Source organism: Pseudonocardia nigra, from assembly GCF_019396355.1.
GTDB classification, from domain to species: Bacteria; Actinomycetota; Actinomycetes; order Mycobacteriales; family Pseudonocardiaceae; genus Pseudonocardia; species Pseudonocardia nigra.
Genome location: NZ_JAHKRK010000090.1, coordinates 12,055 through 27,515 on the forward strand (window position 1 = coordinate 12,055; position 15,461 = coordinate 27,515).

General features: G+C 76.2%; 2 protein-coding genes and 1 pseudogene. All 3 read right to left on the reverse strand.

What is annotated here, in order from left to right; genetic code table 11:
• Positions 1–93: 93 nt before the first annotated feature.
• Positions 94–14,910: a non-ribosomal peptide synthetase gene (locus KME75_RS43435; protein ID WP_246632551.1), complete on the reverse strand. Its 14,817-nt coding sequence runs from the start codon at positions 14,908–14,910 to the stop codon at positions 94–96.
• Complete coding sequence (locus tag KME75_RS21545; RefSeq protein WP_219416678.1) at positions 14,907–15,122, reverse strand: MbtH family protein; 216 nt, start codon at positions 15,120–15,122, stop codon at positions 14,907–14,909. Before KME75_RS21545 ends, KME75_RS43435 begins: the two co-directional genes overlap by 4 nt.
• 31 nt (positions 15,123–15,153) lie before the next feature.
• A pseudogene (locus KME75_RS21550) lies at positions 15,154–15,461 on the reverse strand (L-lysine 6-monooxygenase); the annotation flags it as partial.

The following is a 15,461-nucleotide window of genomic DNA, read 5'->3' on the forward strand; positions in this document are numbered from 1 at the left end:
AAACCGCAACCTCGCAGCGATCACCCCTTCGGTGATTGCCGCGAGATGCGGATCCGCGCGGTCGACGATGCGAGAACTGCCACCTGGCGTCGATCAGCCGATCAGCGCCAGGTCGCGCAGGGCGCGGACCCACCCGGCGGCCAGGGCCTCCGCATCGGGCCGGTCCAGCACGGCAGCGGGCCAGGTCCAGGCCGCGACCAGGTGCGGCCCGTCCGGGCGGTCCTCGGTGCGCGCCACGATCGAGAGCCCGAACGTGTGGGGCATCCGTGGGTCGACGGCGATGTCGACGACGTCATCCTCCGCCGCCGCGGCCCAGTCCACGCCCTCGGACCGGGCGAACCGGCCGAGGTAGTTGAACTCGATCTCCGGCATCCCCGCGGCCACCAGCTCCGGGCGGCTCGCGGGGTCGAGCTGACGCAGCATCCCGAACCCGATGCCCCGGCCCGGCACGGCGCGCATGTGGTCGCGCATCTGCGCGATCGCGCCGCGCCCGTCCGCGTTCGGGCCCGGGTCCACGAGCACGGGGAACAGGCTGGTGAACCAGCCCACCGTGCGGGAGAGGTCCACGCCCGGCGCCAGCTCCTCCTCCCGGCCGTGCCCCTCCAGCGCGACGACCACCCCGCGGCCGGGGTGCCCCCGCTCGCGGCGCCACTGCGCCACAGCGAGCCCGAGCGCCGCCAGGAACACGTCGGTGACCCCCGCGCCGGTCGCGGCCGGCACCCGGGTGAGCAAGGGTGCCGTGACCTCCGGCGGGACCGCGACCTCGACGTGCTCGGCCGTCGCGTAGACGTCCCGATCCGCGTCGAGCGGGGTGCGCAGCGGCAGCGGCGCCCCGGCCCGCAACACCGACGTCCAATGCGGCAGCTCGCCGGCCCGCTGCGGGGCCGCCGCCGTCACCAGCTCGGCCCAGCGCCGCAGCGACGTGCCCGGCGGGTCGAGCTCCGGGGTCCGCCCGGCCGCGACGGCGTGCCACCCAGCCTCCAGGTCGGGCACCAGGACACTCCACGACACCCAGTCGACGACGACGTGGTGCACGACCAGCAGCAACCGGCCCGGCACACCCGGCCCGGCGTCGAACCACACGGCCTGCACGAGCACGCCGTCGTCCGGGTCCAGCCGGGCGCGGGCGGCCACGGCCTCGGCGGCGATCGTCGCCCGCAGCCGCGCGGGGTCCAGCCCGGCGACGTCGACGCGGGCCGTCCACCCCGCGGCGGGGCGGCGCACGTTCCGCGGGACGTCCAGCGACCAGACATCACCGTCGCGCACGAGCCGCGCCCGCAGCGCGTCGTGCCGGCGCACCAGCGCGTCGAGCGCCGCCACCAGGTCGTCCTGGCGCAGCTCGGCGGGTACCTGCAGGAGGACGGACTGGTTGTAGCCCTCCAGGGGCCCGCCCCGCTCGCGCACCCAGTCGACGATCGGCAGCACCGCGGATCTTCCGGTGCCCTCGTCGGGCGCGGCGACCGGATCGGGCGCCGCCGCCGTCGCCGCCAGCCGCGCGGGGGTGCGGAGCCGGAACACCGCCCGAGGCGTGATCACCACGCCCTCGGCCCGGGCCCGGCGCACGAGCTGGATCGAGACGATGCTGTCGCCGCCGAGGGCGAAGAAGTCGTCGTCGACCCCGACGGCCGGCAGCCCCAGCACCTCGGCGTAGAGCCGGCAGAGCAGCTCCTCGGCCGGGGTGGCGGGCGCCCGCCCGGTCCCGGCCGGCAGCGCCGGCGCGGGCAGGGCGCGGCGGTCCAGCTTCCCGTTCGGGGTGAGCGGCAGCGGCCCGTCGAGCACCACCACGGCCGCGGGCACCATGTGCTCGGGCAGCTGCCCGGCCAGCTCCGCGCGTAGCACGGCCGGGTCGAGCCCGTCCCCGACCGCGTAGCCGACGAGCCGGACGACCGCACCGCGGTCCACCACGACGGCCGCCTGCCGCACACCGGGGGCGCGGGCGAGCGCCGCCTCGATCTCCCCGGGCTCGACCCGCATCCCGCGGATCTTCACCTGGTCGTCGGCGCGCCCGAGGAAGTCCAGCGACAGCGCGCCGTCGGGCTCGCGCCGCCAGCGCACCCGGTCGCCCGTGCGGTACATGCGTTGTCCCATCGCCCACGGGCACGCCACGAACCGCTGGGCGGTGAGCCCCGGCCTGCCCCGATACCCGCGCGCCAGGCCACGGCCGCCGACGTACAGCTCGCCGACCACCCCGGGCGGCACCGGCCGCAGCGCGGCGTCGAGCACGTAGGTGGTGGTGTTCGGGTCCGGCCGGCCGATCGGGACCGGGCCCTCGTGGTCGGGCCGGGCCGGCCACAGCGTCGAGTTGACCGTCGCCTCGGTGAGCCCGTACGCGCCGAACAGCCGCAGGTGCCCGGCCCAGCGGCGCACCAGGTCCGGCGGCACCGCCTCGGTCCCCACCAGCACCACCGCGCCCGCGGGCAGCTCGCACTCGGGCGGCAGCGCCGTGACCAGCGACGGCGGCAGGATCATGTGCGTGATCGCCTGCTCGGCGAGGAACGCGGTGAGCACCGGGTCGGCGACGCGCAGGTCGTCGGGCACCAGCACCAGCGACGCCCCGGTGCACAGCGCCATCGCCAGCTCGAACACCGCCACGTCGAACCCGACGGACGCGAACTGCAGCATCCGGCTCGACGCCTGCACCCCCATCCGGTCGACGGCCGTGGCCACCAGGCTCGCGATGCCCTCGTGCGGCACCACCACGCCCTTCGGGCGCCCCGTCGAACCCGAGGTGTAGATGACGTAGGCGGCCTCGTGCAGTCCCACCGCGGCGGGCGGCACCGGCTCGGCCGCACCATGCTCCTCGTCGAGCACGAGCAGCGGCACGTCCGGCGGCACCGCCTCCCGCTCCGACACCGTGGTCACCACGAGCCGCGCGCCGGAGTCGGTGACCATGTACGCGAGCCGGTCGGCGGGGTGGATCAGGTCCAGCGGCAGGTACGCCGCGCCGAGGCGCGAGACGGCCAGCACGGTGGCGACCATCTCCACCGACCGCGGCACGGCCACGCCCACCACGTCCTCGCACGCCACGCCGTGCTGCGCGAGACGCCCGGCGATCGTCCCGGCCATGGCGTCCAGCTCGGCGTAGGTGACGCTGCGGTCGCCGTCGACCACCGCCACCGCCCCGGGCGTCGCGGCCACCTGCGCCGCGAACAGCTCCGGCAGGGTCAGCTCGGGCACCGCGCGGTCCGTCGAATTGACGGCCGCGAGGACCTGGCGCTCGGCGTCGTCGAGCAGGTCGACGCGCGACAGCGGCGCGTCCGGGTCGGCGACGACGGCGGCGAGCAGCCGGTTCAGCCGGTCCCCGAGCCGCCGGATCGTCGCGTCGTCGAACAGCTCGGTGCGGTACTCGATCAGGCCGCCGATCCCGCCTTCCTCCTCCTCCCCCGCGCCGTTCTCGGCGAACGCGAAGACCAGGTCGAACCGTGCGACGCCGGTGGCGGAGTCGGCGAACCCGACCTCCAGCCCGGGCAGCGCGAACTCGGCCGTCCCGGAGGCGCGGTGCACGACCATCACCTGGAACAGCGGGTTGCGGGCCGCCGACCGGTCCGGGTTCACCGCGCGCACGACCGCCTCGAACGGCAGGTCGGCGTGCGAGAACGCGGCGAGATCGGCGTCGCGCACCCGGTGCACCAGCTCCCGGAAGCCGGGGTCCCCGGACACGTCCGTGCGCAGCACGAGCGTGTTGACGAAGAACCCGACGAGGTCGTCGAGCGCCTGGTCGGTGCGGCCGGCGATGGGTGCGCCGAGCGGGATGTCGGTGCCCGCGCCCACGCGGTGCAGCAGCGCCGCGACGGCGGCCTGCAGCACCATGAACGTGCTCGCGCCGGTGTCGCGGCCCAGCCGCCGCAGCCCGGCGCAGGCCGCCGGGTCCAGGGCGAACCGGTGCGCGGTGCCCTCGAGCGTCGGCTCCGCCGGGTGGGGGCGGTCGGTGGGCAGGTCGAGCGCCTCGGGGGCGCCGGCCAGCGCCTCCCGCCAGAACGCGAGCTGGCGGGCGGCCCGGCTGTCCGGGTCGGCGGGGTCGCCGAGCAGCTCGGCGTGCCAGAGCGCGTAGTCGGCGTACTGCACCGGCAACGGCGCCCAGCCCGGCTCGGCGCCGTCCCGGCGCGCGGCGTAGGCGGTGGCCAGGTCGCCCAGGAACGGCCGGTCCGACCACTCGTCGGTCGTGATGTGGTGCAGCAACAGCACCAGCACGTGCTCGCCCGCACCGAGGTGCGCGACCGTGGCCCGCAACGGCAGCTCGGTGGCCAGGTCGAACGGGCGGGTCACACAGCGGCGCACCAGCTCCGGCAGCGCGCCGAGATCGGTGTCGATCTCCTCGACGGCGATCGCCACCTGCTCGGCCGGCACGACGTGCTGGTACGGAACCCGGTCGGCGGTCTCCGGGAACACCGTCCGCAGCGCCTCGTGCCGCACCACCACGTCGTGCAGCGCGGCCCGCAGCGCCGGGACGTCCAGCTGCCCGGTCAGGCGCAGGACCAGCGGGAAGTTGTACGCCGCGGACGCCCCGTCGAGCTGGTCGAGGGCCCACAGCCGCTGCTGCGCGGCCGAGGCGGGCACCCCCTTCGGGCGCTCGCGCGGCCCGAGCACCGGCCGCACCGGACCAGTGGTGCCGCCGACGCGCGCGGCGAGCGCGGCCACCGTCGGTGCCTCGAACAGGTCCCGGATGGCCAGCTCGGCGCCCAGCGCGGTGCGGGCCCGGCTGACGAGCCGGGTGGCGAGCAGCGAGTGCCCGCCGAGGTCGAAGAAGTCGTCCTCGACCCCCACCTCCGGGAGCCCCAGCACGTCGGCGAACAGGGCCTGGAGCGTCTCCTCGACCGGGGTCGCGGCCGGCCTCGACGTCCGCCGCGCGACCGGCTCGGCGTCGGGCAGCGCGGCGACGTCGAGCTTGCCGTTGGCGGTGAGCGGCAGCTCGTCGAGCGGGACGAGCGCGGCCGGCACCATGTAGCCGGGCAGCTCCGCGCCGAGATCGGCCCGCAGGCGCGTCACCAGGGTCGCGGCGCGGCGGGCCATGGTGGGCCGGGTGGCGTGCGGCGTCCCGGGCGTGGGGCGGAACGCGTCGACGTGCCGGACGCCTGGGGCGGGATCCGGCACGAACACCGCGTCCACCGTCCCCGGGCCGCCCGGGACGACCTCCACGTGCCACCCCAGCTCGGCCGCGAGCGCGTGCAGATCCTCCGGTTCGACGCCGCCGGCCGCGCCGAGGAGATCGCGGATGCGCGCGGCGGGCGCCTCGGGGTCGGCGGCGCGCAGGGCGACGACGGCGGCGAGCTCGCCGTGCCGCCGCGCGTCGGCGATCCCGGTGACGCGCAGCGGTTCCCGCGCGCCCCGCAGGTGCGCGGCGAGCGCGTCGAGGTCGCCGCCCCAGGCGATCTCGGCCGCGCCGGCGAGCGAACGGACCCGTCCGCCACGCTGCAGCACCACGTCGAAGCGGTGCCGGGTCAGCTCGTCGTGGCAGCGCCCGCGGCGGACGCGGACCGCGACGGACGTGTGCGGGCGGGCCGCCGCGACGCCGGCGAAGAACGCCGGGTCGACCAGCAGCTCCTTCTCCAGCCGCAGGCCCCGCTCGGCCGCGCGCCGCACCTCGGCCACCGTCGCGTCCGGGTTGCGGTGCAGCGCGACGGCGGTGTGGAACGCGCGCGCCGAGGCGAGGTTGCGCACGTCGCCGACGAACACCGCGCCGCCCGGAGCCGCCAGGTCGAGCGCCGCGTCGAGCACACGGGCCAAGTACTCGGCACCCGGGAAGTACTGGATCACCGAGTTGACGACGACCGTGTCGAAGAAGCCCACCGGCAGCCCGTCGGTGACATGCGCAGGCTGCGCGCGCAGCGTCACGCGGCCGTACCGGTCCGGGTCGCGGGCGAGGTCGGCCCGCAGCTTCTCGATCACGGGGGCGGCGAGGTCGGTGCCCCAGTACGCCGCGCAGTCCGGGGCCAGCCGGCCGAGCAGCAGCCCGGTGCCGACGCCGATCTCCAGCACCCGGCGCGGGGCCAGTTCCCGGATCCGCTCGACGGTGGCCGCGCGCCACTCCCGCATGTGCTCGAGCGGGATCGGGGCGCCGTCGTAGCTGGAGTCCCAGCCGGCGAAGTCCTCGTCGAACACCGCCGTCGGGATCGCGCGGTACTCGTCGCTGTAGACCTGCTCCCACTCGGCGACGTGCTCGTCCTCGGCACCGGTCGCCTCCGCAGCCGCAGGGACGACGTAGCCGACGAGCCGGCTCGTCCCGGGCGCCGCCGGATCGGCGACGGCCCGCACGGCGGACCGCGCGACCAGCGCGTGCCGGTCCAGTGCCGCCTCCACCTCGCCGAGCTCGACCCGATGGCCGCGAACCTTGACCTGGTCGTCGGTCCGGCCGAGGAAGTCGAGCATCCCGTCCGGGCGGCGGCGCACCAGGTCGCCGGTGCGGTACATCCGCTCCCCCGGTGACCACGGGTCGGCCACGAACCGCTCCGCGGTGAGCCCCGGCCGGTCCAGGTAACCCCGGGCGAGGCCGGCGCCGGCGATGTACAGCTCACCGGCGACGCCGTCGGGCACCGGCCGCAGCCACCCGTCGAGCACGTGCGCGCGGGTGGCCCGGATCGGCCGGCCCACCGTCGGCGTGGCGCTGTCCGCGGTGCCCGCCCCGAGGGTGTTGATCGTGTACTCGGTGGGCCCGTAGAGGTTGTAGCCGCAGGTGCCTGGGGTGTCGCGCAGCCGCGCCCACACGGCGTCGGACACGGCCTCCCCGCCGAGCAGCACCAGCGGCGGGACGTGCGGCCCGGCCAGCAGGCCCTCGTCGAACAGGTGGTGGGCGTAGGTCGGGGTCACGTTGACCACGTCGATGCGCTCCGCGGCGCAGTACGCCACCAGCGCGGCGGCGTCGCGGCGCAGCTCCTCGTCGCAGACGTGCACCTCGTGGCCCTCAACGAGCCAGAGCAGCTCCTCCCAGGACATGTCGAACGCGAACGAGACGGTGTGCGCGATACGCAGCCGCCGCCCGGCGGCGGCCACGACCGGCTCGAAGATCTCCGCCCGGTGGTTGAGCTGCATGTTCGTCAGCCCGCGGTACGGCGTGACGACGCCCTTGGGCCGCCCCGTCGAACCCGACGTGTAGATCACGTACGCCGGGTGCTCCAGCCGGTCGGGGCGGGAGCGGGCGAACGCACCCAGCTCGGCGTCCGAGAGCGGCCCGGCGGGCAGCGCGGCCCGCTCGGCGGCCACGTCCGGGTCGTCGAGCAGCACGGTGCTCCCCCCACCCACCCCGACGCCCGCGTCGCGCAGGGCGGCGGGCGCGCGGCCGGTGGTGAGCAGGCAGCTCGGGGTGGCGTCGGCGAGCACGCCGAGCAACCGCGGAACCGGGTGGTCCAGCTCCAGGGGCAGGTAGGCGGCGCCGGTGCGCAGCACCGCGAACAGCGCCACCACCATCTCCGGTGACCGCGGCAGCGCCAGCGCCACCACGCGCTCCGGCCCGGCGCCCCGGGCGATCAGCAACCGCGCGGTCCGGTTGACCGCGGCGTCCAGCTCGGCGTAGGTGAGCCGCTCGTCGCCGGCGACGAGCGCCACGGCGTCGGGAGTGCGGGCCGCCTGGGTGGCGAGCAGGTCGGCGATCGTGTCGCCGGGCACCTCCTCGAGCACGGGCAGCGGCGCGGGATCCGGGGCGGCGAGCCGCCCGGCCGGCGCGTCCAGGTCGGCGAGCAACGCGTCGACGAGCGCGGTGAACCGGGCCAGGTGCTGCCGCGCGGCCTCGGGTGCGACGGCGTCCGGGCGGTGTGAGAGCGTCACCCGGACCCGCTCACCCGGCGTGACGACCAGGTTCAGCGGGTAATGCGTGGCGTCCACGTTGGACAGTTCTGTCACGCCGTAGCGGTCGCGCAGCTCGGCGGCGCGCCGCTCGTCGCCCGCCGGGCGCAGGACGAACAGCGTGTCGAACAGCCGTCGATGCCCGGACTCGCGCTGCACGACCCCGAGGCTCACCGACTCGTGCGCCACCAGCGCCGTGCGCTCGCGCTGCACCCGCCGCAGCAGGTCGACCACCGTCTCGTAGGGCGAGAACGCCATGCGGGCCGGCACGGTGTTGAGGAACAGCCCGACCGTGCGCTCGACGTCCGGGACCGCCGCCGGGCGGCCCGCCACCGCGGTGCCGAACACGACGTCGGAGCGCCCGGTGGCAGCGGCCAGGGTGAGCCCCCAGGCGGCACTGAGCACGGTGTGCGCGGTGAGACCGTGCTCGCGGGTGAGCGCGCGCAGCCGGGCGGCGGTCACGGCGGACAGCTCGGCGTCGAGGTTCTGCGGCGGCGCCACGGGCGGGGTCGCCGCGGCATGGACGAGCGTGGGCTCGTCGAGGCCGGCGAGGGCCTCCCGCCAGGCGGCGGCGGAGGCGGCCTGGTCGGTGCCGGCGAGCCAGGCCAGGAAGTCCCGGTAGGAGCCGGCCGGGCCGGGCTCCTCGCCCGCGTAGAGCGCGAGCAGCTGCTCGATCACCAGCCAGGCCGACCAGCCGTCCCACAGCAGCAGGTGCCGGTTGAGCACGAGCCGTTCGGTGTCGCCGAGGCGGATCAGCAGCAACCGGAAGAGCGGCGGTCGCGCCAGGTCGAACCGCTGCGCCCGGTCGGCCGCCATCACCTCCGCGAGCCGCGCGGTGCGCTCGTCGCCGGGCAGGTGCGACAGGTCGATCTCGGTGACCGGCGGCTCCAGTTCGGCGGCCACGAACTGCACCGGGCCGGGCAGGCCCGCGTCGGTGAACCCGGCGCGGATCCCGTCGTTGCGGGCGAGCAGCTGCGCGCAGGCGGCGCGCAGTCGATCGGCGTCGAGCCGGTGGTCGAGGTCGATGGCCTCCTGGACGGTATAGGCGTCTGACTCGACGCTGTCGAAGTTGGCGTGGAAGAACAGCCCGTCCTGCAACGGCGACAGCGGCCACACCTGCTCCACCGGCACCGGGCTCACCCGCTCGACCTGCGCACGCTCGGCATCGCTCAGCGTGAGCAGCGGGCCCCGTGGGGCCGTCTCGGCGGCGACGGATCCGGCCGCGGCCGCGAGCGCGGCGGGCGTCCGCAGGGTGAACACGTCCTGCGGCCCGACGTCCAGCCCCGCGCGGCGAGCCCGGCTCGCCACCGCGATCGAGGAGATGCTGTCGCCGCCGAGGGCGAAGAAGTCGTCGTCCGGCCCGCAGCTCTGCCGGCCCAGCACCTCGGCCAACACCGCGCAGAGCAGCTCCTCGCGCGGCGACGCGGGTGCGCGGTCGCTCGCCGGGGCGAGGTCAGGCGCCGGCAGGGCGGCGCGGTCCAGCTTGCCGCTGCTCGTCACCGGCAGGTCGGCGAGCAGTACGAACGCGGACGGCACCATCGGCGCGGGCAGCTCGGCCGCGAGCGCGCTGCGCAGGGTCTCCGGATCCGTGCCGCCCGCGGCGGGCACGACGTAGGCGACGAGCGTCGCCCCGTCCCGCGCGATCACCACCGCCCGGGCGACATCGGCGCGGGCGGTCAGCGCCGCCTCGATCTCGCCGAGCTCGATCCGGGTGCCCCGGATCTTCACCTGGAAGTCGGTACGGCCCAGGTACGTGAGCGCGCCGCTCGCGCCGCGTCGCACGACGTCGCCGGTGCGGTACATGCGCTCCGCGGGTGCCCAGGGGTTCGCCACGAACCGCTCGGCGGTGAGCGCGGCGCGCCCGTGGTAGCCGCGGGCCAGCTGCGCGCCGGCCAGGTAGAGCTCGCCGGGGATCCCGTCGGGCACCGGGCGCAGGTCCGGGTCGAGCACGTGCACCCGGGTGTTCCAGACCGGGCGTCCGATCGGCACGCTCGCTCCGTCGACCGGCTCGGCGTACTGCTGGTAGGTGACGTCGACGGCGGCCTCGGTGGGCCCGTAGAGGTTGTGCAGGGGCACACCGGTGAGCGCGTGCCAGCCGGCGGCGGCCGCGGCGGACAGCGCCTCGCCGCTGGCGAACACCCGCCGCAGCGACGCCGCCCACGCCGGATCGTCCGTCACGTCCCCTGATGCGAGGAACGCCGACAGCATCGACGGCACGAAGTGCAGCGTGGTGACGCCGTGCTCGGCCACGGCGGCGGCCAGGTAGCCGGGGTCGCGGTGCCCGCCGGGGCGGGCCATCACGACAGCCGCGCCCGCGGTGAGCGCCCAGAAGAACTCCCACACCGACACGTCGAAGCTCGCCGGGGTCTTCTGCAGCACCCGGTCGGTCGCGTCGAGCGGGTAGGTGTCCTGCATCCACGCCAGCCGGTTGACGATCGCCGCATGCGTGACGACCACGCCCTTGGGCCGGCCGGTGGAGCCGGAGGTGTGGATCAGGTAGGCGGCGTTCCCTTGCCCGGCCGGGCGCGGGTCCGCGGTCGGGCCGCTGCCGTCCACCAGCAGCCCGTCCATGCCGGTACCGGGCACCGTCACGACCGTGTCGACGCCCGCGTCGGCGAGCACGAACGCCCGCCGCTCCGCGGGGTGGTCGAGGTCGACCGGCAGGTATGCGGCTCCGGCGTGCAGCACGCCGAGCAGTGCCACCAGCAGCTCCGCCGACCGTGGCACGGCCACGCCGACCACGCTCTCGGGACCGACGCCGCGAGCCGCGAGCCGCCCGGCCAGCGCCTGGGCTCGCGCGTCGAGCTCGGCATAGGTCAGGGTGACGTCCTCGGCGATCACGGCGGCGGCATCGGGGGTGCGGGCGACCTGCGCGGCGATGAGGTCGACGAGCGTCGCCGACGGCACCGGGTGCTCGGTCGCGTTCCCGGCCTCGACCGCCCGCAGCTCGGGTTCCGAGCACAGCGGCAGCGCCGCCGTGGTGGCGGACAGGTCGGTCAGCGCGGCCAGCAGGTCATCGAGCCGCGCCGCGAGGTCGGCGGCGACGGCGGCGGGCACCCGGGCGGGGTCGTGCTTGAGGGTCACCTCCAGCGTCGGCCCGACCGCCGCGATCAGCGCCACTGGATAGTGGACGGCGTCGTGCACCTGCACGGGAACGTCGGTGCCGGGGTAGTTCTCGACGACGAGCAGCGTGTCGAACAGCTCGGCCTGCCCGGCCGCGCGCTGCACGTCCCCGAGCCCGAGGTGCTGGTGGTCCAGCAGCGCGGTGCGCTCGTCCTGCAACCGCCGCAGCGCTGCGGCCAGCGTCTCGTCCGGTTGCCACCGCATCCGCGCCGGGACGGTGTTGATGAACAGCCCGACCGCCGACTCGATGCCTGCCACCGCGGCCTCCCGGCCCGAGACGGTGCTGCCGAACACGACGTCCCGCCGCCCGGAGAGCCGGCCCAGCAGCAGCCCCCAGGCCCCGTGCAGCAGCGTGCCGAGCGTGAGCCCGTGGGCGCGGGCCGCCGCGGTGAGCGCCGCGGTCCGCTCCTCGTCGACGGTGGTCCGCACCTGGTGGTGCATCGGGGCGGGCACCGCGTCCGCGGCTCCCGGCAGCGCCGCGAGCAGCAGCGTCGGCTCGTCGAGCCCTGCCAGCGCGGCGCGCCACGCCTCCCGTGCGGCGTCCGAGTCGCGCCCGGCGAGCCAGCGGAACCAGTCGCGGTGCACGTCGAGCCCGCCGCTCGCCGAGCGTTCGCCCGCCAGCAGCTCGCGCAGCAGCACCGCGACCGACCAGCCGTCGAGCACGATGTGCTGGAACGTCAGCACGAGCCGGGCCTGCCGGTCGTCCAGGCGCACCAGGGTGGCGCGCAGCAGCGGCGGCCGGGCCAGGTCGAACCCGGCGGCGCGGTCGGCGGCCAGCAGCGCGGCGAGCCGGTCCGCCCGCTCGGCGGCGGGCGCCTCCCGCAGGTCCACCTCGGCCCACGGCAGCTCCGCGCGCGCGGCGACGCCCTGCACGAGCCGCCCGTCGGGGAGCGCGACGAACCCGGCGCGCAGCTGCGGGTGCCGGTCGAGCAGGTCCTGCGCGGCCCGGCGCAGCGCGGCGGCGTCCACCACGCCGTCGAGCTCGAGCACCTCCTGCAGCAGGTAGACGTCCCGCCCCGGCTCGGCGACGGCGGAGTGGAAGAAGAAGCCCTCCTGCAGCGGCGAGAGCGGCCACACGTCGGCGAGCTCGCCGATCGGTGCCAGCGCCGCCCGGTCGGCGGCGGTGAGCGCGACGAGGGGCTCGTCGCTCCGCTCGGCGTCGGCGTGCACCTCCACCACGGGCGCGAGCGCGGCCACCGTGCGGTGGGTGAAGACCTGCCGCGGCGTGATCGCCAGCCCGGCGGCCCGGGCCCGCACGACGAGCCGGATGGAGACGATGCTGTCGCCGCCGAGGGCGAAGAAGTCGTCGTCCCTGCCGATTTTGGCCGCGATTTCGGACAAGCCGAGTACCTCGGCGAACAGCGCGCACAGCAGCTCCTCGCGTGGCGTGCGCGGCCGGTGCCCGGTGACCTGGGCGGCGAGGTCCGGGTCGGGCAGGGCGGCGCGGTCGAGCTTGCCGCTGGGCAGCACGGGCAGCGCGTCCAGCACCACGATCGCGGACGGCACCAGGTACTCCGGCAGCCGCGCCCGCAGGTGCGTACGCAGGTCGGCGACGAGCGCCGCCGGGTCGCGGCGGCCGGCGGGGACGTTCGTGAGGGCGCCGGACGTCGCGGCCGGACGGTAGGCCCGTCCGGGCTCGACACCGCGCGCGGTGAACAGCGCGTCGAACCGCCCGTCGTCGGCGCCCGCGGTCCACGTGATCGCCACGTCGTAACCGAGGTTCGCCCCGAGCGCGCGGACGTCCTCCGGGTCGGCGGCGGGCTCGACGGGCGCGGCCGTCCCGTCGATCGCGCACCGCGCCGCCAGGTCGGGGGCGAGCCGCGCGTTGGGCACGCCGGTGACCCGCAGCCGGTCCGGCCACGCGGACTGCAGGCCCTCGACCACGGCGGTCAGCGACTCCCACGAGCGGTCCGGCACGACCGGGGCCGGCACCGGGGTGGTCCGCAGCACAACGTCGTAGCGATACCGGCTGAGCTCGTCGTGCGCCACGGCCTGCTTGAGCATCAGGTCCACGGCGGCGAATCCGGGCACCCGGGCGAAGAAGTCGGGATCGCAGAGCAGCTCCGGCTCCGCGGCGACGGCGGCGTCGACGGTCGCCCGCAGCGCGGCGGGATCGGTCCCCGGCGCCGCCCGCTGCAGCGCGACGGCGGCGCGCAGCGTGCGCAGCAGCCGCAGGTTGCGGACGTCGCCGCCGAACACCGTGCCGCCCGGCGCGAGCAGCCCGGCGGCGGCGCGCAGGACGTCACCCAGATAGTCCGCCGACGGGAAGTACTGGATCACGGAGTTGATCACGACGGTGTCGAACCCACCGGGAAGCTCGCCGACCCGGTGCGCCGGAAGTGCGTCCAGCCGCACCCGCTGCGCCCACTCCGCGGGCAGCCGCCTGCGCAGCGCGGCCACGGCCTCCTCGGACACGTCGATCCCGTGGTAGTGCTCGCAGTCCGGGGCGAGCTCGGTGAGCAGCAACCCGCTGCCCACGCCGATCTCCAGCACCCGCCGCGGCCGCAGCTGGCGGATCCGCGCCACCGTCGCGTCCCGCCAGGCGCGCATGTCCTCCCGCGGGATCTCGGTGCCGTCGTAGGTGGAGTTCCACCCGGCGAACGGGTCGTCGCGCTCGGCGTAGTAGAGCAGCTCGTGCAGCTCCTTCCAGTGCCCCACCTGGTGCTGCGCGTCACGGGCCGGCACGACGTAGCCCACGAGCCGCCCGTCGCGGGCGGCGACGGTGGCCTGCCCCACCGCGTCGTGCGCGAGCAGGGCCGACTCCACCTCGCCGGGCTCCACCCGGTACCCGCGGATCTTCACCTGGTCGTCGGTGCGGCCGCGGAAGTCCAGCATCCCGTCCGGGCCGCGCCGCACGAGGTCGCCGGTGCGGTACATCCGCTCCCCGGGCGTCCATGGGTTCGCCACGAACCGCTCGGCGGTGAGCCCCGGCCGGCCAAGGTAGCCGCGGGCGAGGCCGGGGCCGCCGAGGTACAGCTCGCCGTCCACCCCGTCGGGCACCGGCCGCAGCCACTCGTCGAGCACGTGCACCGTCGTCATCGGGTCGGCGACGCCGATGGGGACGGTCGGCCCGGGGCGGGCGGGATCGCACTCCCCCAGCGTCGAGTTCACGGTGGCCTCGGTCGGGCCGTAGGCGTTGAACATCCGCCGCCCCGGCGCCCAGCGCGCCACCAGCTCGGGAGAGACGCGCTCGGTGCCCGCGAGCAGTGTCGCGGGCGGCAGCGTCAGGTCCGCGGGCATCGCAGCCAGCAGTGCGGGTGGGAGGATCATGAACGTGACGCCGTGCCGGTGGGCGTACTCGGTGAGCTCAGGCCCCGGCACGCGGCGCTCGGCGGGCACCACCACCAGCCGCCCGCCTGAGAGCAGCCCGAGGCACAGGTCCCAGAACGCCACGTCGAACGCGGGCGAGGCGAACTGCAGCACCCGGCTGTGCGGGCCGATCCCGAACCGCTCCACCTGCGTGGCGACGAGCTTGGCCACCCCGGTGTGCGACACCACCACACCCTTGGGCCGGCCCGTCGAGCCCGACGTGTAGATCACATAGGCCGCGTTGCGGACGTCCAGCTCCGGCGCCGGGTCGCTCCCCGCGGCCGTCGCGACGGCCGGGTCGTCGATCAGCAGCAGCGGGACGTCCCCGGCGGGGAGGTCCGCGGCGAGCTCGGCCGTCGTCAGCACGGCGACGGGTGCGGCGTCGGCGAGCATCCACTCCAGCCGCGCCGGCGGGTGGTCGGTATCCAGCGGCAGGTACGCCGAGCCGGACTTCAGCACCGCCACCTGCGCGACGATCAGGTCGACCCCGCGGGGCAGCGCGAGCGCCACCACCCGCTCCGGGCCCGCGCCGCGGGCGGTGAGCACGTGCGCCAGCCGGTTGGCCCGCGCGTCCAGCTCGCGGTAGGTCAGCCGCTCGTCCTCGCAGACCACCGCCACCGCGTCCGGCGCACGCCGCACCTGCGCGGCGAACAACCGGGGCCAGGTCCCGGTGCGGGTCGTGCTGTCGGCCGTGGTGGTCAACGGTTCTCCATCTGTCGCACCAGGGAGAGGGGGCGCATGTCGGGCCAGTGCGCCTCGATGTGGTCCAGGCACTCCTGCCGGGTGGCGGGGCCGTGGGCGACGGTCCAGCCGTCGGGGACGGGGGCGAACGTGGGCCACAGCGAGTACTGGCCCTCGGCGTTCACGAGTGCGTGGAAGGTGCCGTTGACGTCGTCGAACGGGTTGGTGGTCACGACGGTGCTCACTCCTCGGGGGGTCGGGGTGTCAGGACGGCGACTGCGCCAGCGCGGCGGCCGGGCGGCGGGCGGAGATGGAGGCGGCGATCTCACCGGAGCGCACGGCGACGGTGGACAACAGCGTCGAGGCCAGCCCGTGGCTGTGCTCGGTGGCGCCCTGCACGTAGATGCCCGCGGTCAGCTCCAGCCCGGTCGCGACGCGGTAGTCGCGCTGCACGGCGAGCCGGCCCGCAGCGTCGCGGTGACAGACGCGGGCGAGGTCGCGCAGCAGGCGGCACGGGTCCGAGGGCCGGTAGCCCGTGGCGTACACGACGAGATCGGCGGTGAGCACCTCGC